The sequence below is a fragment of the Fructobacillus sp. CRL 2054 genome, assembly GCF_028764065.1.
Classification (GTDB): domain Bacteria; phylum Bacillota; class Bacilli; order Lactobacillales; family Lactobacillaceae; genus Fructobacillus.
Window position 1 is genome coordinate 1 of the sequence record NZ_JACOFN010000011.1, and the last position, 23,287, is coordinate 23,287.

Genomic DNA, 23,287 nt, shown 5'->3' on the forward strand with positions numbered 1-23,287 from the left:
CAACTTGTGCAACAACTATTTTTATGAGTTTTGCTGGTGATTATCAAGCAAAACTTGATAACCGCTTGTCCCTCGCAAGGAACAATAATTAGTATACCGGCATTGACCCGTTCGGTCAATGCTTTTTCACGAAAAATATTAAAAAATGCGTTTTACTTTTAAATAAACAAAGGAGATAGAAAACATTCGTTTTCTATCTCCTTTGTCGCGCTTATCGCATTTTATTGTTCGTTATTTTTAGATAAACTCCACAGATTGACCATCACGGCCATCTTTCACCAAGATACCCAACTCTTTTAACTGGTCACGTAGCTCATCAGACTTCGCGAAGTCCTTGTTTTGTCGTGCTTGTGCTCGTTCTTCTAATAGAGTCTTCGCTTCCGGGGATAACTCGCGACTTTCTTCAAAATTATCCACACCAAAAATGTGCAACCATTCAGCAAACTTCCGATAGATTACCTGCAACGTTGCCGCCGGCTTTCCCTCTTCCAAAGAGCGGTTTGCCAAAGTCAAGCCCTCGAACACCACAGTCAGTGCGTTCTCCACACCAAAGTCATCGTCCATCGCTCCGATGAAGCGTTCCTCCAGCAGGTGTAGTTGCGCCGCCACGGCAGCATCTACCTCTCCAGCAGTACCCGCCTTCTTGGACAAGGCCCGCATCGTGCGGTAAATCTTATCCAATTCCTGCTGGGCCTGGTCCAAACGATCACGAGAGTAAGCGACCGGACGGCGGTAGTGGGTCTTAACTAGGAAGTAACGTAGGCCCTGCGGGTCAATGCTGTCATCTTCCAACAAATCATGAATAGTAATGAAGTTACCCAAGGACTTGGACATCTTCTCATCATTGACGTTCACAAAACCGTTGTGCAACCAGTAGTTCACGAATGTCTTACCATGGTAAGACTCCGACTGTGCCAGTTCATTGGTATGGTGTGGGAAGGCCAGGTCGATACCACCAGCGTGAATATCAATGGTCTCGCCTAACAGCACGTCGTTCATCACGGAACACTCGAGGTGCCAGCCCGGACGTCCCAGTCCCCATGGTGAAGGCCAGGCCGTCGCATCTGGGCGAACCTCCTTCTTCCAGAGGGCGAAGTCCGTGTTGTTTTCCTTTTCGTCCTGATCATCCCCATCCAAGCGACCAGCTGCGTTCTTTTTCAGCTCATCCATGTTTTGGTGGGACAAAACGGCGTAGTCCTTAAATTGGTTAGTCCGGAAGTAGACGTTCCCGTTCACCTCGTAAGCCATCCCCTCCGCCATCAACTTCTCGACAAAGGCGACCATTTCTTCCATAAACTGGGTGGCACGGGGACGGGAAGTGGCAGGTTCAACGTTCAAGGCTGCCGCGTCTTCCAAAAAGGCATCGGCGTACTTGTCCGCCACCTCTTCTTCAGTCAGTCCTTCCTTTTTACCCTGGGCAATGACTTTATCACCTAAATCGGTAAAGTTGGAGACAAAGTTCACTTCATAGCCCCGCCACTCCAAGTACTTACGAATGGTATCAAAGGCAACCGTCGAGCGGGCGTTTCCAATGTGAATGTAGTTATAGACAGTCGGTCCACAAAGGTACATGCGAACCTTGCCCTTTTCGATGGGGGTGAAACTTTCTTTTTCGAGGCTGTACGTGTTATAAACCGTTTGCATGTCGACTGTCCTTTTTAAACTTTTTTCTTATTATAACAAAAAAGCAGGAACCTTTCGGCTCCTGCTCTTTCAATTATTCATTAGGCAAGGTACTTTGCTTTCACATCGTCCATTGTCTTCAAAACTTGCTTCTTGTCCAACAAAACAAGCAATTCAGGCAAGTTTGGTCCTTGGATTTGATGAGTCGTTGCGATTCGGATTGGGTTCCAAAGTTCGCGGCCCTTAATCTCCAAGTTGTTTTGGATGGCACGGATGGTCTTCATGTAAGTATCCGCATCAGCATCCTCTGGCAAAGCCTTATAAGCTTCTTCCCAGGCAGCAAAGACCTTGCGGCCGTTTTCAGACGTGAGGTATTCCTTCATTTCGTCTGTAATGTCGCCCAATTGGAAGAATGGTTCGCGCATCAAATCAACGATTTGACGGGTGTATGAAATACCATCCACACCGGCAACGTCGATGGCTTGAACTAGCCAATCATGCTTAGCCTTGGCTTCGTCTTCGGTAATAAAGCCTGCCTTAACCAACTCCTCGATAAGTTGTGGCATGATCTTATCCTTGTCGCGACGAATCCACTGGTTGTTAATCCATTCCAACTTCTTTTGGTCGAACTTGGCGTTGGCCTTTGACAAACGCGTTTCGTCGAACATGTTCTTGAATTCTTCCAATGAGAAGATTTCGTCTTCACCCTTAGGTGACCAACCAAGCAAACCGATGAAATTATCCAAGGCTTCTGGTTGGTATCCCAATTCGCGGTACTGTTCCACGAACTGCAAGACATCGTTATCACGCTTTGACAACTTCTTTCCAGTTGCAGCGTTGATAATCAAAGCCATGTGACCGAACTTTGGAATGTCCCATCCAAAGGCATCGTAAACCATCATTTGCTTTGGTGTGTTTGACACGTGATCATCACCACGCAAAACGTGGGAAATCTTCATCAAGTGGTCATCAACAACAACGGCGAAGTTGTAGGTTGGCATACCATCGGCCTTTTGGATAACCCAGTCACCACCGACTTCTTTTCCACCGATTGAGATGTGACCCTTAACGATATCATCCCATTCGTACATCTTGTCTTCGGGAACACGGATACGAACAACTGGCTTCAAGCCTTGTGCTTCGTACTTAGCATATTCTGCTTCGCGTTCTTCCTGTGACATGCCTTCGTATTCGTAGACATAGTGAGGAGCCTGCTTAGCAGCCTGTTGTGCTTCACGTTCAGCCTTCAATTGTTCAGAAGTCTTGTAAGACTTGTAAGCCAAACCACGCTTCAACAAATCGTCGATGTATGGTTGGTAAATCCCTTGTTCGTTACGTTCTGATTGACGGTAAGGACCGTATTCACCAGGGTTTTCTGGTGATTCGTCCCAGTCCAAGCCCAACCACTTCAAGTTGTCGAGCTGAGACTTTTCCCCGTCAGCAATGTTACGGGCCGCATCAGTATCTTCGATACGGATTACAAAAGTCCCGTTGTAATGACGGGCAAAAAGCCAGTTAAACAGCGCCGTACGGGCGTTTCCAATATGCAAGTAGCCCGTTGGTGATGGGGCATAGCGGACACGAAAGTCGTCTGTCATGAATTCTTTACTCCTAAGTCAGCTTAGCTGAAAATTTCTCTTAATTAGTATACAACAAAGTTCCTAGTCATTTCAGGGCCTAGCGGGATTTTCTGAGAAAATCTACTCTAAAGCAAGCTTCAAAGCCTCTTTAATAGTAGAAACCCCAATCACTTGGATACCATCTGGCACATCAATCCCCGTCAGGTTATTCTTAGGCACAATCGCCCGGGCAAAGCCGAGCTTCCGTGCTTCCTTCAAACGGCCCTGCAAATCAGAAACCGAACGGATTTCCCCGGTCAGTCCCAGTTCACCGATGAAGACATCTGATGCTGGTGATTCCTTATCCTGATAGGAAGAGGCAATCGCAACGGCAATGGCCAGATCAATGGCTGGCTCATCCAGTTTGACACCACCGGCCGCCTTCAAGTAGGCGTCCTGGTTCTGCAAAAGTAAATTGGCCCGCTTTTCCAAAACCGCCATAATTAAGGACACGCGGTTACGGTCCAACCCCGTCGCCGTTCTCTGAGCGTTTCCAAAGACCGATGGCGTTACCAAGGCCTGGAGTTCAACCAAGATTGGTCGTTCTCCTTCAAGGGTGGCCACAATGGCTGAACCAGTCGCTCCGGCCAAGCGTTCCTCCAAGAAAATCTCGGATGGGTTGGCGACTTCGGCAAGCCCCCGGTCGCGCATCTCAAAGATGCCTAGCTCGTTAGTCGCACCGAAACGATTCTTCACTGCACGGAGAATCCGGTACTTATAATGACGGTCTCCTTCAAAATAAAGCACCGTATCAACCATGTGCTCCAAAATCTTAGGACCGGCAATGGCACCACCCTTGGTTACGTGGCCGACGATGAAGATAGAGATGTTATTTGTCTTGGCAATCTGCAGTAAATCGGCCGTGACTTCCCGAATCTGGGCTACGGAACCAATTGGCGAGGTCAAATCCGGTTCCTGCATGGTCTGCACGGAATCAATTACCATAAAATCGGGTTTCAGCTCTTCCACCTGCTTCTTGATGGCTTCCATGTCCGTTTCTGGGTAGAGGTAAAAGTCATCCCCACCAACTTGCAGTCGGTCAGCCCGCATCTTGACTTGGGTCGCCGACTCTTCACCAGTGACGTAAAGGACTTTGCCCTTACTTGCCAACTGGCCGGAAACCTGGAGTAGCAAGGTTGACTTACCAATCCCAGGATCCCCCCCAATCAAGACCAAAGTCCCGGCAACAACACCGCCACCAAGTACCCGGTTCAGCTCTTTCAAATCAGTCGCAACTTTGGGCGTTTCTTCCAAAGAAACCTGGTTAATCTTTTGAACCTTGGCAGCCTTACCGTCTAGCCCAACACGGGACTTACGGGACTGTGTTTCCGGTTGAATTTTTTCTTCAACGAAGGTTCCCCACTCACCACAGTTTGGACAGCGTCCAAGATAACGGGCAGAGATGAAATCACAGTTGGAACAAATGAATTGTGTTTTTGTCTTGGCCACTAATTAGGCCTCCCCCGTTGAACCAAAGCCACCGGCACGCACGACCTTCACATCGTCCGCATCCTGGTCAGCAAGCAAGAATGGTAGGAAGATTCCCTGACCAATTCGCTCACCCTTCTTGATGGCGACATCTTCATCCCCAAAGTTCAAGAATTGGAGGAAGATTTCCCCTTCGTTCTTTTCATTGTTGTAGTAGTCACCATCGACAACGCCGACACCGTTTGGCATGATCAACTTCTTCTTGATTGGTCCGGATGAACGGGAAACCAACTGCAAGTATTCACCCTCTTGCATGTAAGCCTTAATACCAGTTGGCACCAAGACAGGCTTTACTGATTCTTGCAATCCCTTGGCTGGAATAACCATGTCCACGGCTGCTTCAAAGTCATAGCCGGCAGCCTGCATCGTGGAACGCTTAGGAAGGTTCAACCCTTCCCCTTCATATTTACTGACAATTTCAAATCCGCGTACTGACATTTCGCGTCCCCTTTATTTCTGCTAAAATTTACTTATATTATGTCTACCATTATACGTCATCAAAGATATTTCAAAAAGGAGGAAAGCATGGCAATCATTCAAAAACCTGGTTGGTTCTATTACGAAGAAGAGGGTGAACGACTCGGTGAGGTTTCCTACCTCAAAGCCGGCCATGGTAAAGTTTTGGTCCTCAATCATACCTACGTCGACCCTAAACTCCGTGGCCAAAACATCGCTCGCCAACTAGTCGACGCCGTCTGCGACCTCGCCCGCTCCGAAGGTAAAAAAGTCCAACCGGACTGTCGCTATGCTGCCGCCCTCTTCAAGCGTTTCAAAGAAGACTACGAAGATGTCGCTCTCGAGCCCGGACAAAATGCCGACTCCTGTCCCATTAACTAAAGGAAAATTCCATGAAACAAAAGAAGACTTTCAATAACTTTTGGCGCTATTTCCTGACCGCCTTTCTGGCCATCACGATTGCCGAGGTTCTACAATTTTTCATCCCCGCACTAGCTAAGCCAATGTGGGTCAACCTACTAACATTCTTACTCGTTTACTTCTTGGTATCGACAACCATTACAGTCATTGTGACCCGGATGAATCGAAAGAAGTAAAAAAAGTACACCCGACCTATGTCGACCCACAACCGCGCGTTCCAGATATCATTCTCGAACTTGGACAGAACGCCTATTCCTGTCTCATTAGCTAAAGGAAAACCGCATGAAACAAAAAAAGACTTTCAATAACTTTTGGCTCTACTTACCGATTGCCTTTTTATCCATCACGATTTCCGAAATCCTACAGACTTTGATTCCCGCACTGGCCGAGCCAATGTGGGTCAACTTTCTAATGTTCTTACTGGTTTATTTCTTAGTATCAAAAACACTTACGGTGCTTGTAGCCCAGATGAATCAAAAGAAATAAAACAAAAAGCAGCACCCGCTATAATTGGGGACTGCTTTTTTATGATAATCTATCTAATTATTGCTAGCACTATATAGATTTTTTAGTTCATAGCACTTACTAAGCGACCCATGAAGGGCATGGTCAATCAAACCATGTCCTTTATTGTACAGTCTCATTTCTGCACTGACTAAGCGAGCCAACTTACTGTCCATTCCCTAGTATTAAAAATAATCGCAACAATTGTGACTCGGATGAAGCGAAACAAATAAAGCATAAAACGGCCCATTATTGACTTATACCTCAAAAGTTACTATAACTTTCGGGGTATTTTATATTATAGAAACGGACTCAATTCACCAAATCAATCTAGGTCAAGACTATCAATTTCGCCTTCTTCATTACCTACAAACATGAAGAAGATCAAACAAGCTTGTCCAATCGATAAGCTCATTGGAATACAGGCTTCCATTACTTTACCAGATATGAGGTCTGCAATTAACCAAATGATTTCGCCTACCAATGCCATTACCATGACAAATTGACAAAAAACTAAAGTATTCTTATTTTTCACTTCTTATCCCTCATCCTCAAAAACGTTTTTTATATTTTATCAGTTTATCCTTATATTTAAAATGCTCTTTTAAAAAAATACATTTATTTACCAAAATAAGAGGTGTTTTCTTCCCCAAAGGGACATTGCGTTCCTTAAATAATACGCACTACACCAACATTTATCTCATCACATTTTGTCATAAATTTTCTCCGAAAAATCAGTTATACTGTGAGCAGAAAATAACCGAAAGAAGAAATGGAGGTTAGAAATGAACACAACGATTAACTTGGACTTTGGTTCACCAAAAGTTATTGCACTTGCTGGTGATAAGGAGGGAGAAACAATTTACACCGAGCAGGTTGACTCGGTATTAACTCCTGAAAAATGGCAGGGGGAAATTACAATTTGCTTTCCAGACTCCGTCGTCATCATCGGTAGCTCTTTTTGGATGGGATTTACTAAAAACATGATTCAAGAAATTGGCTATGACGGTGTCTGTGATCGAGTAAAATTTGTGACTTCATCAGACGAATTAACGGAGGAGCTCTATGACGATCTTTTATGAAAGTATCATTATCCTTATCAGCATTCTCACTGTTTCAATTTCAGGATTAACATTTTATCGTTCCGAGCAACGCCTTAAATCAGTTCGCGAATTGGAGATGTCTCGAGTACTGTATGATGAGTACTTACTCTTGAAATTACCAAAAGCATATGACAGTTATAGTAAATCAAGCAACCCGATTCAAGCGGGCAAACAGTTATCCCGACAGCTCAAAATATTTAAGCAGCACCTTCACTACTTTGAGTATTCACATCTACCAATCTATACAAAAGTCTTATCAGCAATTCGACTCATTGACCTCGCTGTAAAAGATCAAGTTGAAGGAGCTAGCCACTCTCAATCCAACCGAAAAATACGTTATGCATTGAATACCATCTACAAAGCTTTCCTCTACGAACTACCCGATGACCATATCGAACAATACTTCAAGAAAAAATAGGAGGTACCTAAGCATGGCAAAAACAATCAACCTATCTTTTGCCCCTAACACCTACGGACTCGCTGGGGTATCCAAAGGTAAAGAAACTTTCAAAACACAAGTAGAACCCTTGATTACTCCCGAAGTACTAAATAGTCCTGATCCAATTACCATTCAATTTCCAGACTCGATTGTCATTATCGGTATTTCATTTTGGGACGGCTTTTCAGAAGAGCTCATCAACAAAGTCGGCTACGACGGTATCGCAAAACGCGTGCACTTTGGCACTTCGTCCGACCGTCTGACGCAAGAACTATATGATTACATGATTTAGGCAACCCTCTTCATTCCACACAAAAACACGCCCCCAATTCCTCGGGAGCGTGTTTTTTAGACTAGAACGTCAATTGCTTTAAATTACTTAGCCTTCTTTTCTTCGATAGCTGAGATGACAACCTTGCCATCAACCATGTCGGCTGACAATTCGGTCTTGTCTGGGTTATCCAAATAAAAGTCGGTGACTTGGTCACGGATTTGTTGCTCGATGACACGGCGTAATGGACGAGCACCAAGTGCTTCATCGTATCCGTCTTCAATCAAGTGTTCCTTGACTGCGTCAGAGATCGTCAATGACAAGTGCTTCTTTGCCAAAGTCTTGTTAACGTCATCCAACATCAAGTTAACGATTTGCTTCAAATCGTGCTTCGTCAATGCTGAGAATTCAACGACACCGTTGAAACGGTTCAAGAATTCAGGACGGAAGAAGTGTGACAAGCGGTCCATCAAATCGCCCTTTTCAACTTCCTTGTTACCGAATCCGGCGTTAGAAGTTGCAATGACAACCGTGTTCTTGAAGTTAACCACGTTTCCTTGACCGTCCGTCAAGCGACCGTCATCCAAGACCTGCAAGAGCAAAGTCAAAACTTGAGGGTTAGCCTTCTCAATTTCATCCAAGAGGACGATTGAGTAAGGGTTACGACGAACTTTTTCAGTCAAGGTGTGTGAGTTATCGTCATATCCGACATAACCAGCAGTGGCACCAATCAACTTTGAAACAGCGGTTTGGTCAGAGTATTCTGACATATCCAAACGGATAATGGATTCCTTCGTACCGAAGAGATCCTTAGCCAACTGCTTTGCCAACTCGGTCTTACCAACACCAGTAGGTCCGACAAAGAGGAATGATCCAATTGGACGGTTTCCCTCGTCGAATCCGGCACGGTTACGACGGATGGCACGAGCGACCATGTTCACGGCTTCGTCTTGGCCAATGACTTTACCAGCCAAGCGCTTGTCAATTTGCTTCAAGTGCTCGATGTCTGAGGCACCCATCTGTGAAACAGGGATACCAGTCAAACGTTCAACAGACTTCGCAACATCGTTGGCAGTTGCGGTAACCTTCTTGGTCTCCTTAGCTTCCTTCAATTCATGCTTGATGTCCTTGATTTGGTTCTTAATTGACAAGGCCTTTTCATAATCTTCTTCAGCTACGACACGGTCTTGTTCAGCTTGCAAAGTCTCTAAGCGCTTCTCCAAGGATACCTTATCGGTAGCTGGGTTCTTAGCAGACAAGTGAGCAGCCGTCATATCAATCAAGTCGATGGCCTTATCAGGCAATGAACGTTGTGGAATGTACTGAACTGAGTAATCCACAGCTGCCTTCAAAACATCATCAGGCAAGTTGACGTTGTGGTGCTTCTCGTACAAAGGTGCGATACCCTTCAAAATCTTGAACGTATCGTCAGCTGAAGGGGCGTTAACCTTCACTTCATTGAAACGACGTGCCAAGGCAGCGTTCTTCAAAATCGTGTTACGGTATTCGTCTTGCGTGGTTGCACCAATCAATGACAACTCACCACGTGACAAGGCTGGCTTCAAAATATCAGCCAATCCCTTACCGCCGTCTTCGCCACCGGTTGAACCGGCACCCAAGATTTGGTGGATTTCATCGAAGAAGAGGACAACGTTTCCAGCCTTCTTCACTTCATCAACCAACTTTTGAACGTTCTCTTCGAAAGCACCACGGTACTGAGTACCAGCTTCCAACTGAGAAATATCAATTGAGTAAATTTGCTTGTCTTGGATAGCGGCGGGAACGTCACCAGCTACAATAGCTTGTGCCAATCCTTCGATAACCGCCGTCTTACCAACACCGGCATCCCCAACCAAAACAGGGTTGTTCTTTGTACGGCGTGACAAAATCTCGGCCGTCTCTTGAATCTCTTTGTTACGTCCAATAACTGGATCCAACAAGCCATCCTTGGCTTCCTGTGTCAAGTTACGTCCTAACTTTGCCAACATTCCGTCTTCTTTTACCTTGCCGGCCTGTTGACTTGCACGACCGTTACCAGCCGTTTGTGCTTGGTCCATGTTAGGCAACTTGCCTGTTTGCTTGTATTGTGCAAATTCTTCAGGAGTTACTTCGCGACCATTGATGAGGTAACGACGGTTTTCTGAGTTCATGCCGCCGAGGCCGCCCATCATGTTGTTAAAGATATCATTCATATCTGAGTTAAAAGGATCATTTTGGTATGCCATAATCATTACCTTCCTTATTTTAAAATCATATTTTTATTTTTGTACATTAGCTAAATCCTAATGCACGGAGTCGGTCATTCTGAATCTTCTGTCTTCTCCCGGTAGCCTTCTTCCAGTTCACGTAGCACCTGCCACATAGCTAAGTGCTGCGCCCTGGCTAAAGCATCCAAATCGCGGACATTCATTGATGTCGCTTTCGACTGTGCCTTATTGAAGGAGCGGTGAATTGTTGTATATCCATAGCCGGAATTCTTCGATACTCGATAAATGGTTAACGAGCGATCTTCCAAATAACGCTTGATATTAAACTGAACCATATGCAGCCTCCATTTCTTTTATCGCTGTCATATATTGAACCATCCATATGACCTCCTCGACTTTTAGTATAGCACATATATGATATAACACAAGTATGCTATATCTATTTTTTTTAATTTCCATTAAACTATAAATAATCACTGCCAGAAAGCGCTCTGCTAACTGGCTTTTCTTTATTTGTCCTATTCAAGAGGTAAACATAGTGGGTAAGAAGCATTTCGAAATCGAACTTCCTGAGAAAGTCGTCCAAGACTTGCAGTTAGAAGATGGCGATAAAATCGACATCCAGGTCAGCAATCAATCCTTTAAGGTGCTACCAACCAAGAAGCTCCAGGAAAATCAGAATCAGCAGTTATCGATTCGCCGCTTCCTCATTCCTTCTATTTTAGCCGCTGTGGCTTTTGCCTTCTATAATATCTGGCAAAACGAACGTCTCATTCCCTTGACCGGTTCGGATTCGATTGCCACCTGGGTCATCTTCATGGGAGAACTAACTGGAATGGCAGCTTTTGTCTACACGCGGATCCAGAAACTAAAAAAGATTCACGACCCGCTGCAAAAGAAAACCGCCATTCGACTGGCGCCGACTCTCTTCATTTCCTTCGCCTTGATTCAGGCCCTGACCATGGTGGCCATTTTTTGGGCAATCGGCTACCTCTTCCAGGCAGCTTCCTTTGATTCACTAACCGCCACCTTGATTTTCTTCATCTTCATCTCTGTTGTAAATTACGTGATGATTTACTCGGCAACGTTAATTTCGACCACCTTTATGATGTTTCTTCTTATTATCACCATTGTTGGTGGCGTTTTGATTGCCATGGTGACCAACTCCCGTCTCCTTTGGTGGCAGCACAACTTTTCATTCTTAGGAACGGCGAAGGCCGACTTTTCATGGACCTTCAACGCGACCTTAATGGTTTCTGGTATTCTTTGGGGAACTTTGATTGACTACCTTTTTGTACCAATCCAGAAACGTCTACCACGCAACTGGCGCTTAATCACTCTTCGCATCTTCTTAACCTTTGATGCCATCTGCCTGTTTGCCATCGGGGCACTACCAAACAACCCCGGATTCTTGCACCTCGCCCATGACACGGCAGCCAACCTCCTTATCTTAGGAACCGGCTTACCAATGATTAGCATCCGCCTACTCTTACCAAAAGCATCCAAGGAATTCTTGATTTTTTCACTATCAACCGCGCTAGGCATCATGCTGTCCTGCTTCCTTTTCTACGGCATCCGCTACTTTTCATTAACAGCCTTTGAAATCTTCGTCCTAACGATGGGCATTTCCTGGTTACTACTGCTGATGCAAAATATTCACGAACTATACGAATTAAAGGACAACACTTATTCCTTTACATTAAAGGCACTCGACTAGGAGAGACTATGTCAGATTATCAAAAAAATTTTAAATCAAAAAAAAGCCCCTATCAAGGAGGCAACAAGCGCAATCAAAAGCGCCCTTCCCGTTATAACCAACAAGATGTCAACGTCAAAGTCGGGCAGAAGTTTCCACTGACCATCAAGCGACTTGGAATCAACGGCGAAGGAATCGGTTACTTCAAGCGTAAGATTACTTTTATTCCAGGTGCTTTGCCTGGCGAAGTCGTGACTGCCAAAGTAACCAAGGTGACCGATAAGTTCCTGGAAGCAAAAACGATTACAGTCCGTGAACCATCCCCAGACCGTGTCACCCCTGAAGACCCCGCTGCCGACCTCGTTGGTGGTTTTGAACTAGCCCACCTAGCCTACCCAGCACAGCTTGCCTTTAAAAAGGATTTGATTGGCCAGGCCTTGGAAAAGTTCCAACCAAAGGGCTACGAAAACATCAAGGTCTTAGACACTCTCGGCATGGACGTTCCCGCCCACTACCGGAACAAGGCATCTCTTCCCATCCGTAAGTTAAAGGGTCAACTGACCATCGGTCTTTACAAGCGTGGAACGCACGACCTGGTCGACCTACCAGAAATGGCGACACAGGACCCACGCACCTTGCACATCATCCGCAAGCTGGGTCAAATTTTGGATAAGCACTCCCTTTCTTTCTACAATGAGAAATCTAAGAAAGGCCTCGTTAAGACTTTGATTGTTCGTACCAACCAAGCTGGTTTGGCCCAAGCAACCATCGTCACCACCGAAGACCGCTTGCCTGATGAGGAACTCATTGTTCAAGACATCCAAAAGGAACTACCTGAAGTGGTAGGCCTTTTCCAAAACCTCCACGATGACTCCAGTTCCTTAATCTGGGGTGAAGAGACTTGGAAGCTTTGGGGAGAAGATTACCTACAAGAGGATATCTTAGGCTTAACCTTCAACTTTTCCCCACGTGCCTTTTTGCAGCTCAACTACGAACAAATGGAAAAGACCTACGAAATCGCCTTGGCTGCCATGGACTTGCAACCAAACGATAAATTGGTCGACGCCTATGCTGGAGTGGGTACCCTTGGGCTTTCAATGGCTTATAAAGTCGCTGAAGTCCGTGGAATGGAAATCATCCCCGAAGCCGTGGAAGACGCCCGCTTGAATGCCGAAGAAAACGGCATCGAAAACGCCCACTACGAAGTCGGTTCTGCCGACCGCGTCTTCAAGAAGTGGGCCAAAGATGGCTTTAAGCCAACGGCCTTGGTCGTTGATCCACCACGCCCAGGATTGGAAGACGACCTAAAGCGTGCTATCTTAAAAGCCCGCCCAAGCAAGTTCGTTTACATCTCATGTAATCCTTCCACACTTGCCCGGGATCTCGCTGACCTTGACTCTGCCTACAAGGTGGATTACATCCAGCCAATCGACATGTTCCCCCAAACTCCACGTTGGGAAGGGGTCGTAAAACTTGTTTTGAAGTAACCGCTAGAAAGGCCCTTGGCCACTTTAGCTAACGAAATGGAGAATGATTATGCACTACCGCGACGGACAGTACTTTGAGCTTTCCTTCCGCCAATTTTTCTTTTACTTTATTTTTTCGCTAACCTTAGATGCCCTTGGAAACGCCCTCTCTGTTTCCACAAACTTGGGTTCAGCTCCATGGACAGCCGGAGCTGCCAATCTCTCAAAGTTAACCGGATTTCCCATTGCCCTCTTCCTTGGACTCACGACTGTCCTGGTTGCCACGGCCAACATCTTCTTTTCGGGTAAGCTGAACTGGAAGCGTTTCTTCGGAAACATTCTCTTCGGTGTTCTCTTTTCACTAATGGTTGGTATTTTTAATGGCTGGTTAGCAGTATTACATCTCAACCAACTCCCAATCTACGAAAAAATCATTATTGATATTGCTGGTTTAGCAACCGTCGGCGTTGGTATTTCCATCTACCAACGAGTGAACGTCATCCTGCACCCTATTGATGACTTAACCAACATTTTGCGTTTCTCCTACTTCAAGGGATCGGCACCAAAGGCCCAGATGTCCAACTTCATTGTGGCCATCTTCATCTCTTTGACCTGTTGGTTACTTTCCGGAACGGTTGTTGCCCTAAACATTGGAACAGCCTTTGCCTTCATCTGTCAGGGTTCTATCATTGCCTGGTCTGACCGCCACGTCTTTCCTGCCTTAGTGCACGGAAACATGGAGCAGTCTCACAAGGACATTCCACAGCAAAGTTAAACTTACTAAAAAAGCACCCCTTCAAACGAAGAGGTGCTTTTATTAATAACTATTTATTAAATAAGCGCTTTGACAAATCCAAGACAACTCGGTTATTCAACATCCAATAAGTTAGTACTAACTGAATTGGATAAAAGATGACTGACTTCATGAGTCGTGGTGCCAACATTCCAGTAAAGACCGACCAAGAATGGTGGTGTGAGAACAAGAACATTAGAGCCAACGTATTGGTAATTAGGTTAACAAAAACCGTAATGCACAACACTGCTAAGGCAATGTTCCACCAGGATAACTTCTGGTCCTTTTTCTCTTGATAGAAAAAACCACCGTAAATCAAGCCGGCCATTGCCACCCCAATCGCCATGATTGGAGACCATGTTCCCCCTGAAATGAAGGTAACCTTAACGAAGTCCGTTAGGACCATGGCTAACATAGTCCAAATTGGCCCAAACCACTTGCCCATCAAGGATGAGGCCAGGAAAACAAAGGAGATACGAATGATCTGCGTTGTAATCGAGACCCGTCCCAAGATGAAGGACAGGGCAATCAAAGCAGCCAGTAAGACCAGCTGCTGGACCGACAAGCGGGGCAAGCCCCACTTCAAAAAACGAGTGCGTGAATTGTTCATATGATTGAACCTCCTCAAAGGAGTGTCCACCTGTGTTGGTGAATGCGAAACCCGCACCGCACATTAACTGTTTCGTCGCTGGCCCACATTCCGTTTCCAGCGCACTTAACGCACGGGTTTCTACCCCATAAATTTTAGCGGCGTCCGCTAGCAGAACGCCGCTTTCAATTATAGCAGGTTTACTTGGTTATTCTTAGTAAAAGTTCTGATATATATTGAAAAAGAAAAAAATAAAAAGGAAGACCAACCGGTCTTCCTTTTTTAATACAACTTTTGATTACTTATATAGAATCAACGCTGAAACGTGTTCCAATGATTCTGAGAATTTCACATCAATGATTTCATTGCCATCATTCTGCAAATCCTTCAAGACCGCGTTTAATTGGTCCGTAAAGCTTTCTTCTGACTTGGTTCCTGTGACTAAACGACTTAACATGTTTATGCTTCCTTTCGTTCTATCTACACCTCGAGTGTAGCACGATTTTAGAACAGTGACGCACTGACATTATAAAGTCACTTTTGCTCAGGACGATAAACAAGGTGAAATTTTTCTAACACAATCTTCGCCCGCGTCTTATCAAAGGTCTTCCCCATCCCTTTATACTCTTCCTTAAAGAATGGTTCATGTAACGACCGCCAGTAAGCAAGGCTTCTGTCTCCTTCACCCTCTTCGTAGGCGTGCCGTTCACTCACGGCCAGGTACTCTTCCAGTTTGACCGAATCATTTTGAATGACACAAACGGCCTCTTCACGGCTATCTAAGATAACATCATAGGCGTCCTATTCAGGTAGTGGCTCGTCCTTTTCGTAGAGTTCATAAACCGAAGCCGTTGCCGTCTTCGTTTCCTCTAGCACTAAACTAGCCAATTCATCAGCAGCGACGCCAAACTGAAAGGACGATTGCAACTTGGCAGACTTAGGAACAGCTCCCGCTTCTTTAGCAGCTTCAAAGAGTTCTTCTGCTTTCATTCCTATCCCTTTCGATCAAAAAAGCAGCCAACTAAGAATTGGCTGCTTTTAACTTTCAATTTACATCTTTGCTTCCAAATCAACGTTTGGATACTTATCCTTAAACCAATTCATCGCGAATTGATTTTCAAACAAGAAGACTGGACGGTCATAACGGTCACGAACCAAAAGGTTACGTGAGGAAGCCATCTTTTCATCAACTTGGTCAGGATCAACCCAACGGGCAACCTTTGAACCAATTGGTTCGAATTGGATGGCCACGTTGTATTCGTTTTCCATACGGAACTTGAAGACTTCGAACTGCAATTGTCCAACAGCCCCCAAGATGTACTCGTTTGAGTTCCAAGACTTATAAAGCTGAATCGTTCCTTCTTGTACCAACTGGGTGATTCCCTTGTGGTAGGACTTCTGCTTCATAACATCCTTGGCAATGACTTTGTTAAAGTATTCTGGCGTAAAGGTTGGCAGGTCTGGGAAAGTCACTTGCTTCTTCCCTGAGTAAATCGTGTCCCCGATCTGGAAGTTACCAGTATCATAAACACCGATAATATCACCAGGAACGGCTGTCTGAACGTTCTCACGCTCTTCGGCCATAAACTGGGTAACGTTGGCCAAACGAAGCTTCTTACCTGTTCGTGACAAAGTCACGTCCATCCCCTTGGTAAACTCACCAGAGACAATACGGACAAAGGCAATTCGGTCACGGTGACGAGGGTCCATGTTGGCCTGAATCTTGAATACAAAACCAGTGAACTGGTTGTCATCTGGTTCAATCAAGCGGTCGTCAACCGTCTCAATGGCAGCTGGTTCTGGTGCATACTGCAAGTACTGTTCCAAGAATTCCGTTACCCCGAAGTTGGCCAAAGCGGAACCAAAGAAGACTGGCGTCAACTTACCGTGCGCAACCGCATCGGTATCAAAGTCGTTTCCAGCATCGTCCAGCAATTCGACTTCATCCATTCCTTCTTCCAACACTTCAGGATGGTCCGAAACATTCTTGAAAGGAATCATTTCCTTTTGACGGAGGTCATAGATTCCCTGAAGAATCTGTCCAGAACCAATTGGCCAGTTCATTGGGAAGGCCTTAATGCCAAGGGTCGTTTCCAATTCGTCAACAAGGTCCAATGGTGCGCGTGCATCACGGTCAATCTTGTTGAAGAAGGTAAAGACGGGAATACCACGCTTTGAAACGATTTCGAAGAGCTTCTTTGTCTGGGGCTCGATACCCTTGGCGGCATCGACAACCATGACAACCGAATCAACGGCCATCAACGTACGGTAAGTATCTTCAGAGAAATCTTCGTGCCCCGGGGTATCCAAGATGTTGATTCGCTTACCGTCGTAGTCAAACTGCAAAACAGATGAAGTAACGGAGATTCCACGCTGCTGCTCGATGGCCATCCAATCGGATGAGGCCATCTTCTTGGCACCACGGCCCTTAACCGTTCCGGCTTCACGAATCACACCACCGTGCAAAAGCAACTGCTCAGTCAGTGTTGTTTTACCCGCATCGGGGTGGGAGATAATGGCGAATGTACGCCGTGTTTTTAACGCTTCTTTAAAGTCTGTCATAATGTCTTTATTTTACCCGAAAAAAGCAGTTAGGGCCAGACGCAATGTCTGCTCTAACTGCTTTAATCATTTTATATTTTAAATACCTTCTCGTATCGCAATATATCAATTTTGGTCGGCTTTGTATTTAGCTGCTTCTTCCTGTGTTGCCAAGACAAAGTGTCCAGCTTCCATCTCTACCATGTGACGCTCCTGACCGTCCTTTTCAAAGGATGGGTCGTAGCTCTTCACGTGATGGGCCTTTTCCTTAACAGGATCTGGCACGGGCACTGCTGAAAGCAATGACTTCGTGTATGGATGCAAGGGGTGGTTGTATACTTGGTCAGCTGTTCCCAACTCAACCAACTTACCCCAGTGCAAGACACCAATACGGTCTGACAGGTACTTCACCATCGCCAAATCGTGGGCGATGAAGAGGTAGGTCAACTTCTGTTCCTTTTGCAACTTAGCAAGAAGGTTCACGACCTGGGCTTGCACGGAAACATCCAAGGCAGAAATTGGCTCATCGGCAATCACAAACTTTGGCTGTACGGCCAAGGCACGGGCAATTCCGATACGCTGCTTCTGTCCACCTGAGAATTCGTGGGGATAACGTGAAGCATGGTCTTCGTTCAATCCAACCATGTGGAGCAATTCCAAGACCTTCTTACGACGCTCTTCCTTATTCTTAGTGAAACCAGCTTCATCTAGTCCTTCACCCAAGATGTTTGAAACCGTCAAACGACCGTTCAATGAAGCTTGAGGATCTTGGAAAATCATCTGAGCCTTTGAACGGAAGTCTGCCAACTCCTTTTTCTTCATCTTGTTGATGTCTGAACCGTCGAATTCAATGGAACCACCGGCTGGGCTGTAGAGCTTCAAAACCGTACGACCCAAAGTCGTCTTTCCTGAACCAGATTCCCCAACAAGACCAAAAGTTTCCCCTTCGTAAATATCGAAGGAAACATCTTCCAGAGCCGTCTTTTCGTTCTTCTTACCAGCGTTAAAGGTTAAAGTCAGGTTCTTAATCGAAACCAATTTTTTTGCTTCTGGGTTTTCCATCTTTTAACCTTCCTTTACAAAGTGTTCTTGCCAGTAGGCTTGGCGCTTTTGAATTTCTTCTGGTGGCACAACCTTTGGCGCACGTTTATCGAGCAACCACGTTGCTGCTTCGTGGGTTGGTGAAACCTGGAAGAATGGTGGTTGCTTTTCGTGGTCAATCTTCAATGCATAGGCATTACGGTTGGCAAAGGCATCACCCTTAGGTGGGTAAAGCAAATCTGGAGGAGTTCCAGGAATGGCATGCAATGAACCCAAAGCCGTTGAAGTTGTTGGCATTGATGACAACAAGCCCCAAGTATACGGATGCTTTGGATTGTAGAAAATCTCGTTAACCGTTCCCTTTTCAACAATCTTACCAGCATACATAACGGCCACACGGTCAGCCACATCGGCCACAACCCCAAGGTCGTGGGTGATGAAGATAACGGCCATCTTGCGCTTCTTTTGCTGAGCTTTCAAAATGTTCAAAATTTGTGCCTGAATCGTCACATCCAAGGCAGTGGTTGGTTCATCGGCGATTAAGATGTCAGGTTCGGCTGCCAAAGCAATGGCAATAACCGCACGCTGACGCATACCACCTGACCATTGGTGAGGATAATCATCAATGTGTTCTTCGGCATCAGGAATCCCAACGTCCTTCATCAAGGCCAAAGCTGCTTCACGCGCTTCCTTAGCCTTCTTACCCAAGTGCTTTTCCATTGGTTCAGCAATTTGCTTTCCAATTGTCATCGTTGGGTCCAAAGAGGTCATAGGGTCCTGGAAAACCATGGCAATCTTCTTACCACGGATTTGGTCCCAGTCCTTCTCCTTATAATCAGCTAAGTTCGTGTTGCCAAGGAGAATTTGACTGCCCTTTTTGACCGTTGCATTGGCTGCATTTAGTCCCAAAAGGGTCTTTGTTGTAACAGATTTTCCGGAGCCAGATTCCCCAACAATGGCTAATGTTTCACCTTCAAAGAGTTGAAAGTCGACACCACGAATGGCTTGAATGGTTCCTGCATAAGTTGCAAATGAAACCTCTAAGTTTTTAACTTCAAGAATTGGCGTTTGCATAAAACACTCCTATTCGTCTAACATCTTTGGATCGAAGGCATCACGCAAGCCATCCCCTAAGAGGATGAAGGCCAATGACACGAGGACCAAAATTGCTGATGGAATCAAAATTTGATAAGGGTAGTACTGCAACATTTGCTGTGCATCTGAAATCAATGTTCCAAGGGAAGCCGTTGGCGCCTTAACACCCAAGTTAATGGCTGACAAAACAGCTTCGAACATGATGGCTGATGGAATGGTCATCATGACTTGAACGATGATGGTTCCAGCCATGTTTGGCACTAAGTGCTTAAAGGCAATCTTAGGACCAGATTCACCTAGCGTCTTAGCTGCAAGAACAAAGTCACGTTCCTTAAGAGTCAAGGTCTGGTTTCGAACCTGTCGAGCCATTCCAACCCAGTTGGTCAAGGCGATGGCCAAGATGATTGACCCGATTCCTGAACCAAAGAGCATGGCCAACAAGGTAACAACAACCAAGGTTGGGATGGCTGAAATAATTTCAATGAATCGCTGGAGAACCGTATCAATCCACCCCCCGAACCATCCGGAAACCAATCCATAGGAAACTCCAAAGAGCAGGTCAATGGCCGTTGCGGCTAAGGCAACAAACAATGAGATACGAAGTCCAACCGTCACACGCTTTCCAAGTGAACGGCCCAGGTTATCGGTTCCAAGAATAAAGTTTTTATCTACGCCGTTCTTTTCGTAGACATCAACCTTATCCGTTGATCCTAGAACAGTACCATTTCCATCCCAAAATGGAATCGGAAGGCCTGACTTTGGTGGTAGGTTTTTATACTTACTACCGGCATTGGTATTAAATTGATTAGCTGAATTCTGTGAGACAACGGCTGTTGAAACCAGGGCAAAGGCACTAATGGCAATCAAGAAGTACATTGAAATAACGGCCAACTTGTTCTTCTTCAATCGATGCCAGACGGACTGCCAAAATGTCAGCGTTGGTTTATTAATCTTTTCAGTGGCGGCAACGTTTTCAATGCCGACCAATTCGAAGTCTTGACTAGCTTCCATGACTATCCTCCTACTGCAAACGAACTCGTGGATCAACGATAGCCGTTAAGATATCGGTAATCAAAATCATAACCATCAGCATCAAGGCGTAAACAATTGTCGTTCCCATGATAACTGGATAGTCCTTTGTTGGAATTGAACTAACAAATTGCTGTCCAATTCCAGGAATTGAGAAGATGTTCTCAACCAAAGTTGAACCTGTCAACAATCCCGCCGTCAATGGTCCAATCAAAGTCAAGATAGGAATCATTGAGTTTCGGTAGGCGTGCTTTTGAATCACTTGGTCTTCACCAATTCCTTTGGCACGGGCCAATTGGATGTAATCGGAGTGCAAAACTTCAATCATTTCAGAACGGACAAAACGCGTTGTGATGGCCATTGGCGTAACCGCTAGGGCCAAAGTTGGCAAGATTGTCTGCGAGAATGAATCGCCCCAACCAGAGATTGGTAACCAGTCAAGCTGATAACCAAAGACGAAGAGCAACACAATGGCCAAAATGAAGGAAGGTGTTGAAATCCCAAGAGTTGAGATAACCCCAAGGAATCCATCTAACTTCTTATTCTGGTTACGGGCTGAAACAGCACCGAACCAGAGTCCCAATAATACACCAACAACCAAAGCTTGGAATCCCAACTGAGCTGAGATTGGTAAACGCTGTCCAATCAATGTTGAAACCGATTGGTTCTGGTACTGGAAGGAGGTTCCTAAATCACCGTGTAACAAATTAATTAAGTAGTCCCAGTATTGAACTAAGACCGGCTTATCTAACCCATAAGTGGCATTCAGCTGATCAATCGCTGATTGCGTCAACTTAGGGTTGTTGTATGGCGTTCCCGGTAAAATCTGCATCAGGAAGAAGGTGGCGGTAACCACGATCCACATCGTGATGATCAAGATTAACGCACGTTTTAGAATATAGCGGGCCATAGGGTCTCTCCTTTAGTTTCATCAATATGTACGAAAGTCGGCTCTCGCCGACTCTCTTTACACTTATTTTACTTGCGGTGTGCGTAAGTAAGGTCGAGTGTCAAACCAACTGGGTTTTCAACAGCACCCTTCACGTTTGAGCGAACAAGTGAAGTTGACTTCCATGAGTAAAGTGGGTTGATGTTAGCATCATCCATCAATGCCTTTTCAGCATCCTTGAAGTCTTGTTCACGGGCAGAAGCGTTTGTTGCATCTGTGTTATCAGCCTTCTTAACTGCATCGAAGTATGTTTGGTTCGTAAACTTACCATCGTTGTATCCAGCATCCTTAGAAGCGAACAAGTCGTAGAATGTTGAACCATCGGCATAGTCACCGTTCCAGTTTGTAACAACGACATCGAAGTCACCAGATTGTGAATCCTTCAAACGTTGCTTGAATGGCACAATCTTTTCAGATACTTCAATATCTGAACCGAATGTTGATTCCCAAGCCTGCTTGATGTAATCAACCGTGTTCTTTGAGATGACAGAGTCAGCATCAGTTTCAAGGCTAATCTTCATCTTTCCTTGGTTCACTTCGGCAAGACCTTCCTTGAAGAGCTGTTGAGCCTTCTTCTTGTCGTAAGTGTAACCAGGCTTTACGTAGTCTGACAAGTCCTTGCCAGAAGTTGTTTCAGTCAATCCCTTTGAAACAAGTGATTGAGCAGCATCACGAGTACCACCCGTTGCTTGTGTTGCCAATTCTGAACGGTTCGTTGCCAAGTTCAAGGCTTGACGAATCTTCTTGTTCTTCAAGAAGGCGTTTGTATCTTGGTTATATTCAAGATAAGTAGCAGCGGCAACGGCTGCTGACTTAGCATCCTTCTTGTTCTTGTTAGCTGAGTACATTTCAGGCGTGTTTGAGATTGAAACGCGGTCAATCTTACCTTGCTTGTAAAGCTTCAAGGCAGTATCGGCGTTCTTAACTACTTGCCAGTTAATCGTCTTTGTCTTAACGTCCTTTGAATCCCAGTAGTTATCGTTCTTTACCATCTTGAACTTACCGTTTGTACCGTTCCAGTCTTCAAACTTGTAAGCACCTGAGTAAACTTGCTTTGCTGCAGTGGTTCCGTACTTGTCACCTTGCTTTTCAACAAACGTTTGCTTTTGTGGGGCAAAGTTTGGGAATGAGAGCAAGTACTTGAATTGAGGCATTGCGTGGTCAAGTTGGAAAGTAATGGTATTGCCAGAAGCGGAAACGCCCAATTCTGAAACTGCTTTCTTACCAGCCATGATGTCATCAGCGTTCAAAACACCTGAAGCCAATGAAGCATACTGTGATCCAGTCTTTGGATCAACCATTCGTTGCCATGAGTAAACAACATCCTTGGCCGTCAACTTTGAACCGTCAGACCACTTCAAGCCTGAACGCAATTCAACTGTATAAGTCTTTCCATCATCAGAAACCTTATATGACTTAGCCAAGTCAGGAGCTGCTTCTCCCTTTGAGTTCATACGCAACAAGTTTGATTCCGTATTACCCAAAATCATGTTTGAATAGCTATCCGTTGACTTAGAGATATCCAAAGTTTGAATATCTGCTGGTAACGCATAATTCAACGTATTCTTATCGGTACTAGGATTTCCACCCCAGAGACCAGCTGCTTTGGTTCCACCCGCCACAGCAGCGACAACGACAATAGCCGCCGTCCACTTCTGCCATTTTTTCATCTTTCCAACCTCCCGAGGTCTTTTTTAATGTTGAGTTAATCGTATCAGACTGTTTTTTGATTTTCAATTAGTTTTTATAATAATTCACTCATAAACGTGGTAACAAACCTGACATATAAGTCTTTCAACACTGTTGCAGCAAGGGGTTTCACTGGCCTATACCAGTCAAAAAAAGTTCTTAATTTTTATTTAAATGAGCAGATTATCATTTCAACTATGAGTAATTTTTCCTATTTTTATCAAACACTACTAAAAAAGAAAAAGAAAAAAACACCTACAAAAGCAGGT

General features: G+C 45.1%; 24 protein-coding genes, 1 pseudogene and 1 riboswitch. Of the genes and pseudogenes, 9 read left to right on the forward strand and 16 right to left on the reverse strand.

The window, feature by feature from the left end; translation table 11 throughout:
• Positions 1-237: 237 nt before the first annotated feature.
• The 4 genes from cysS to H7198_RS05425 form a co-directional block, all read right to left on the reverse strand.
• Complete coding sequence (cysS, locus tag H7198_RS05410) at positions 238-1,644, reverse strand: cysteine--tRNA ligase (protein ID WP_274458754.1); 1,407 nt, start codon at positions 1,642-1,644, stop codon at positions 238-240.
• An 80-nt stretch (positions 1,645-1,724) separates the two neighbouring features.
• Positions 1,725-3,221 (reverse strand): glutamate--tRNA ligase, encoded by a 1,497-nt coding sequence (gltX, locus tag H7198_RS05415; RefSeq protein ID WP_274458755.1) that lies wholly within the window; start codon positions 3,219-3,221, stop codon positions 1,725-1,727.
• A gap of 102 nt (positions 3,222-3,323) precedes the next feature.
• Positions 3,324-4,691, reverse strand: a complete 1,368-nt coding sequence (gene radA / locus H7198_RS05420) for a DNA repair protein RadA (protein ID WP_274458756.1) — start codon at positions 4,689-4,691, stop codon at positions 3,324-3,326.
• Positions 4,692-4,694: 3 nt separating this feature from the next.
• Positions 4,695-5,168, reverse strand: coding sequence for a dUTP diphosphatase (locus H7198_RS05425; RefSeq protein ID WP_274458757.1), 474 nt, complete (start codon positions 5,166-5,168; stop codon positions 4,695-4,697).
• Positions 5,169-5,255: 87 nt separating this feature from the next.
• Between H7198_RS05425 and H7198_RS05430 the strand changes: the two genes are divergently transcribed.
• From H7198_RS05430 to H7198_RS05440, 3 genes are all read left to right on the forward strand, one after another.
• Complete coding sequence (locus tag H7198_RS05430) at positions 5,256-5,567, forward strand: GNAT family N-acetyltransferase (RefSeq protein ID WP_274458758.1); 312 nt, start codon at positions 5,256-5,258, stop codon at positions 5,565-5,567.
• Between the two features lie 11 nt (positions 5,568-5,578).
• The gene (locus H7198_RS05435; RefSeq protein ID WP_274458759.1) at positions 5,579-5,782 is read left to right on the forward strand and encodes a hypothetical protein; all 204 of its coding nucleotides are present in this window, start codon (positions 5,579-5,581) and stop codon (positions 5,780-5,782) included.
• Positions 5,783-5,888: 106 nt separating this feature from the next.
• Complete coding sequence (locus H7198_RS05440) at positions 5,889-6,092, forward strand: hypothetical protein (protein WP_274458760.1); 204 nt, start codon at positions 5,889-5,891, stop codon at positions 6,090-6,092.
• A 343-nt stretch (positions 6,093-6,435) separates the two neighbouring features.
• On the opposite strand, the gene H7198_RS05445 is transcribed toward H7198_RS05440, so the two are convergent.
• Positions 6,436-6,645 (reverse strand): hypothetical protein, encoded by a 210-nt coding sequence (locus H7198_RS05445; RefSeq protein WP_274458761.1) that lies wholly within the window; start codon positions 6,643-6,645, stop codon positions 6,436-6,438.
• 250 nt (positions 6,646-6,895) lie between these two features.
• Between H7198_RS05445 and H7198_RS05450 the strand changes: the two genes are divergently transcribed.
• The 3 genes from H7198_RS05450 to H7198_RS05460 are packed head-to-tail and all read left to right on the forward strand — an operon-like array spanning position 6,896 to position 7,944.
• Entirely contained in the window at positions 6,896-7,192 is a 297-nt protein-coding gene (locus tag H7198_RS05450) for a hypothetical protein (RefSeq protein ID WP_274458762.1), read from the forward strand.
• Entirely contained in the window at positions 7,176-7,631 is a 456-nt protein-coding gene (locus H7198_RS05455) for a hypothetical protein (RefSeq protein ID WP_274458763.1), read from the forward strand. Before H7198_RS05450 ends, H7198_RS05455 begins: the two co-directional genes overlap by 17 nt.
• Positions 7,632-7,644: 13 nt before the next feature.
• Positions 7,645-7,944, forward strand: a complete 300-nt coding sequence (locus H7198_RS05460) for a hypothetical protein (protein WP_274458764.1) — start codon at positions 7,645-7,647, stop codon at positions 7,942-7,944.
• An 83-nt stretch (positions 7,945-8,027) separates the two neighbouring features.
• Here H7198_RS05460 and H7198_RS05465 read toward each other — a convergent pair whose 3' ends face one another.
• Together H7198_RS05465 and H7198_RS05470 are read right to left on the reverse strand one after the other, a co-directional pair.
• Positions 8,028-10,148 (reverse strand): AAA family ATPase, encoded by a 2,121-nt coding sequence (locus tag H7198_RS05465; protein ID WP_274458765.1) that lies wholly within the window; start codon positions 10,146-10,148, stop codon positions 8,028-8,030.
• 74 nt (positions 10,149-10,222) lie between these two features.
• Positions 10,223-10,465, reverse strand: coding sequence for a transcriptional regulator (locus H7198_RS05470; protein ID WP_274458766.1), 243 nt, complete (start codon positions 10,463-10,465; stop codon positions 10,223-10,225).
• A 203-nt stretch (positions 10,466-10,668) separates the two neighbouring features.
• Here H7198_RS05470 and H7198_RS05475 point away from each other — a divergent pair, with 203 nt between their 5' ends.
• From H7198_RS05475 to H7198_RS05485, 3 genes are read left to right on the forward strand one after another with little or no spacing between them, the layout of a single operon-like run.
• On the forward strand, positions 10,669-11,847 hold the full coding sequence (locus H7198_RS05475; RefSeq protein ID WP_274458767.1) for a DUF998 domain-containing protein: 1,179 nt from the start codon (positions 10,669-10,671) through the stop codon (positions 11,845-11,847).
• Between the two features lie 8 nt (positions 11,848-11,855).
• Complete coding sequence (rlmD, locus tag H7198_RS05480) at positions 11,856-13,313, forward strand: 23S rRNA (uracil(1939)-C(5))-methyltransferase RlmD (RefSeq protein ID WP_274458768.1); 1,458 nt, start codon at positions 11,856-11,858, stop codon at positions 13,311-13,313.
• A gap of 49 nt (positions 13,314-13,362) precedes the next feature.
• On the forward strand, positions 13,363-14,067 hold the full coding sequence (locus tag H7198_RS05485; protein WP_274458769.1) for a hypothetical protein: 705 nt from the start codon (positions 13,363-13,365) through the stop codon (positions 14,065-14,067).
• 49 nt (positions 14,068-14,116) lie between these two features.
• Here the strand turns inward: H7198_RS05485 and H7198_RS05490 are convergent, their stop codons facing one another.
• The 9 genes and pseudogenes from H7198_RS05490 to H7198_RS05530 all read right to left on the reverse strand — a co-directional run bounded on the left by H7198_RS05490 (position 14,117) and on the right by H7198_RS05530 (position 22,999).
• On the reverse strand, positions 14,117-14,695 hold the full coding sequence (locus tag H7198_RS05490) for a folate family ECF transporter S component (protein ID WP_274458770.1): 579 nt from the start codon (positions 14,693-14,695) through the stop codon (positions 14,117-14,119).
• 34 nt (positions 14,696-14,729) lie between these two features.
• A riboswitch (THF riboswitch) is annotated at positions 14,730-14,825 on the reverse strand.
• 147 nt (positions 14,826-14,972) lie between these two features.
• A complete protein-coding gene (locus H7198_RS05495; RefSeq protein ID WP_159427793.1) occupies positions 14,973-15,131 on the reverse strand; it encodes a hypothetical protein in 159 nt (52 codons plus the stop codon).
• A gap of 77 nt (positions 15,132-15,208) precedes the next feature.
• A pseudogene (locus H7198_RS05500) lies at positions 15,209-15,664 on the reverse strand (ASCH domain-containing protein).
• A 60-nt stretch (positions 15,665-15,724) separates the two neighbouring features.
• Positions 15,725-17,236 (reverse strand): peptide chain release factor 3, encoded by a 1,512-nt coding sequence (locus tag H7198_RS05505; RefSeq protein WP_274458771.1) that lies wholly within the window; start codon positions 17,234-17,236, stop codon positions 15,725-15,727.
• Between the two features lie 105 nt (positions 17,237-17,341).
• Entirely contained in the window at positions 17,342-18,277 is a 936-nt protein-coding gene (locus tag H7198_RS05510) for an ABC transporter ATP-binding protein (RefSeq protein WP_274458772.1), read from the reverse strand.
• Positions 18,278-18,280: 3 nt separating this feature from the next.
• Positions 18,281-19,330 carry an ABC transporter ATP-binding protein gene (locus H7198_RS05515; protein WP_274458773.1) on the reverse strand — a complete coding sequence of 350 codons (1,050 nt, stop codon included), beginning with the start codon at positions 19,328-19,330 and terminating at the stop codon, positions 18,281-18,283.
• Between the two features lie 9 nt (positions 19,331-19,339).
• Positions 19,340-20,362: an ABC transporter permease gene (locus H7198_RS05520; protein ID WP_274458774.1), complete on the reverse strand. Its 1,023-nt coding sequence runs from the start codon at positions 20,360-20,362 to the stop codon at positions 19,340-19,342.
• Positions 20,363-20,372: 10 nt separating this feature from the next.
• Positions 20,373-21,290, reverse strand: coding sequence for an ABC transporter permease (locus H7198_RS05525; protein ID WP_274458775.1), 918 nt, complete (start codon positions 21,288-21,290; stop codon positions 20,373-20,375).
• A gap of 68 nt (positions 21,291-21,358) precedes the next feature.
• Positions 21,359-22,999, reverse strand: coding sequence for a peptide ABC transporter substrate-binding protein (locus H7198_RS05530; protein ID WP_274458776.1), 1,641 nt, complete (start codon positions 22,997-22,999; stop codon positions 21,359-21,361).
• Between the last annotated feature and the right edge of the window lie 288 nt (positions 23,000-23,287).

Bases quoted from the DNA above. Each gene is read 5' to 3' on its own strand.
- cysS (WP_274458754.1), bottom strand. From the start codon at position 1,644: ATGCAAACGGTTTATAACACGTACAGCCTCGAAAAAGAAAGTTTCACC.
- gltX (WP_274458755.1), bottom strand. From the start codon at position 3,221: ATGACAGACGACTTTCGTGTCCGCTATGCCCCATCACCAACGGGCTAC.
- H7198_RS05425 (WP_274458757.1), bottom strand. From the start codon at position 5,168: ATGTCAGTACGCGGATTTGAAATTGTCAGTAAATATGAAGGGGAAGGG.
- H7198_RS05430 (WP_274458758.1), top strand. From the start codon at position 5,256: ATGGCAATCATTCAAAAACCTGGTTGGTTCTATTACGAAGAAGAGGGT.
- H7198_RS05435 (WP_274458759.1), top strand. From the start codon at position 5,579: ATGAAACAAAAGAAGACTTTCAATAACTTTTGGCGCTATTTCCTGACC.
- H7198_RS05440 (WP_274458760.1), top strand. From the start codon at position 5,889: ATGAAACAAAAAAAGACTTTCAATAACTTTTGGCTCTACTTACCGATT.
- H7198_RS05450 (WP_274458762.1), top strand. From the start codon at position 6,896: ATGAACACAACGATTAACTTGGACTTTGGTTCACCAAAAGTTATTGCA.
- H7198_RS05455 (WP_274458763.1), top strand. From the start codon at position 7,176: ATGACGATCTTTTATGAAAGTATCATTATCCTTATCAGCATTCTCACT.
- H7198_RS05460 (WP_274458764.1), top strand. From the start codon at position 7,645: ATGGCAAAAACAATCAACCTATCTTTTGCCCCTAACACCTACGGACTC.
- H7198_RS05465 (WP_274458765.1), bottom strand. From the start codon at position 10,148: ATGGCATACCAAAATGATCCTTTTAACTCAGATATGAATGATATCTTT.
- H7198_RS05470 (WP_274458766.1), bottom strand. From the start codon at position 10,465: ATGGTTCAGTTTAATATCAAGCGTTATTTGGAAGATCGCTCGTTAACC.
- rlmD (WP_274458768.1), top strand. From the start codon at position 11,856: ATGTCAGATTATCAAAAAAATTTTAAATCAAAAAAAAGCCCCTATCAA.
- H7198_RS05485 (WP_274458769.1), top strand. From the start codon at position 13,363: ATGCACTACCGCGACGGACAGTACTTTGAGCTTTCCTTCCGCCAATTT.
- H7198_RS05490 (WP_274458770.1), bottom strand. From the start codon at position 14,695: ATGAACAATTCACGCACTCGTTTTTTGAAGTGGGGCTTGCCCCGCTTG.
- H7198_RS05495 (WP_159427793.1), bottom strand. From the start codon at position 15,131: ATGTTAAGTCGTTTAGTCACAGGAACCAAGTCAGAAGAAAGCTTTACG.
- H7198_RS05505 (WP_274458771.1), bottom strand. From the start codon at position 17,236: ATGACAGACTTTAAAGAAGCGTTAAAAACACGGCGTACATTCGCCATT.
- H7198_RS05510 (WP_274458772.1), bottom strand. From the start codon at position 18,277: ATGGAAAACCCAGAAGCAAAAAAATTGGTTTCGATTAAGAACCTGACT.
- H7198_RS05515 (WP_274458773.1), bottom strand. From the start codon at position 19,330: ATGCAAACGCCAATTCTTGAAGTTAAAAACTTAGAGGTTTCATTTGCA.
- H7198_RS05520 (WP_274458774.1), bottom strand. From the start codon at position 20,362: ATGGAAGCTAGTCAAGACTTCGAATTGGTCGGCATTGAAAACGTTGCC.
- H7198_RS05525 (WP_274458775.1), bottom strand. From the start codon at position 21,290: ATGGCCCGCTATATTCTAAAACGTGCGTTAATCTTGATCATCACGATG.
- H7198_RS05530 (WP_274458776.1), bottom strand. From the start codon at position 22,999: ATGAAAAAATGGCAGAAGTGGACGGCGGCTATTGTCGTTGTCGCTGCT.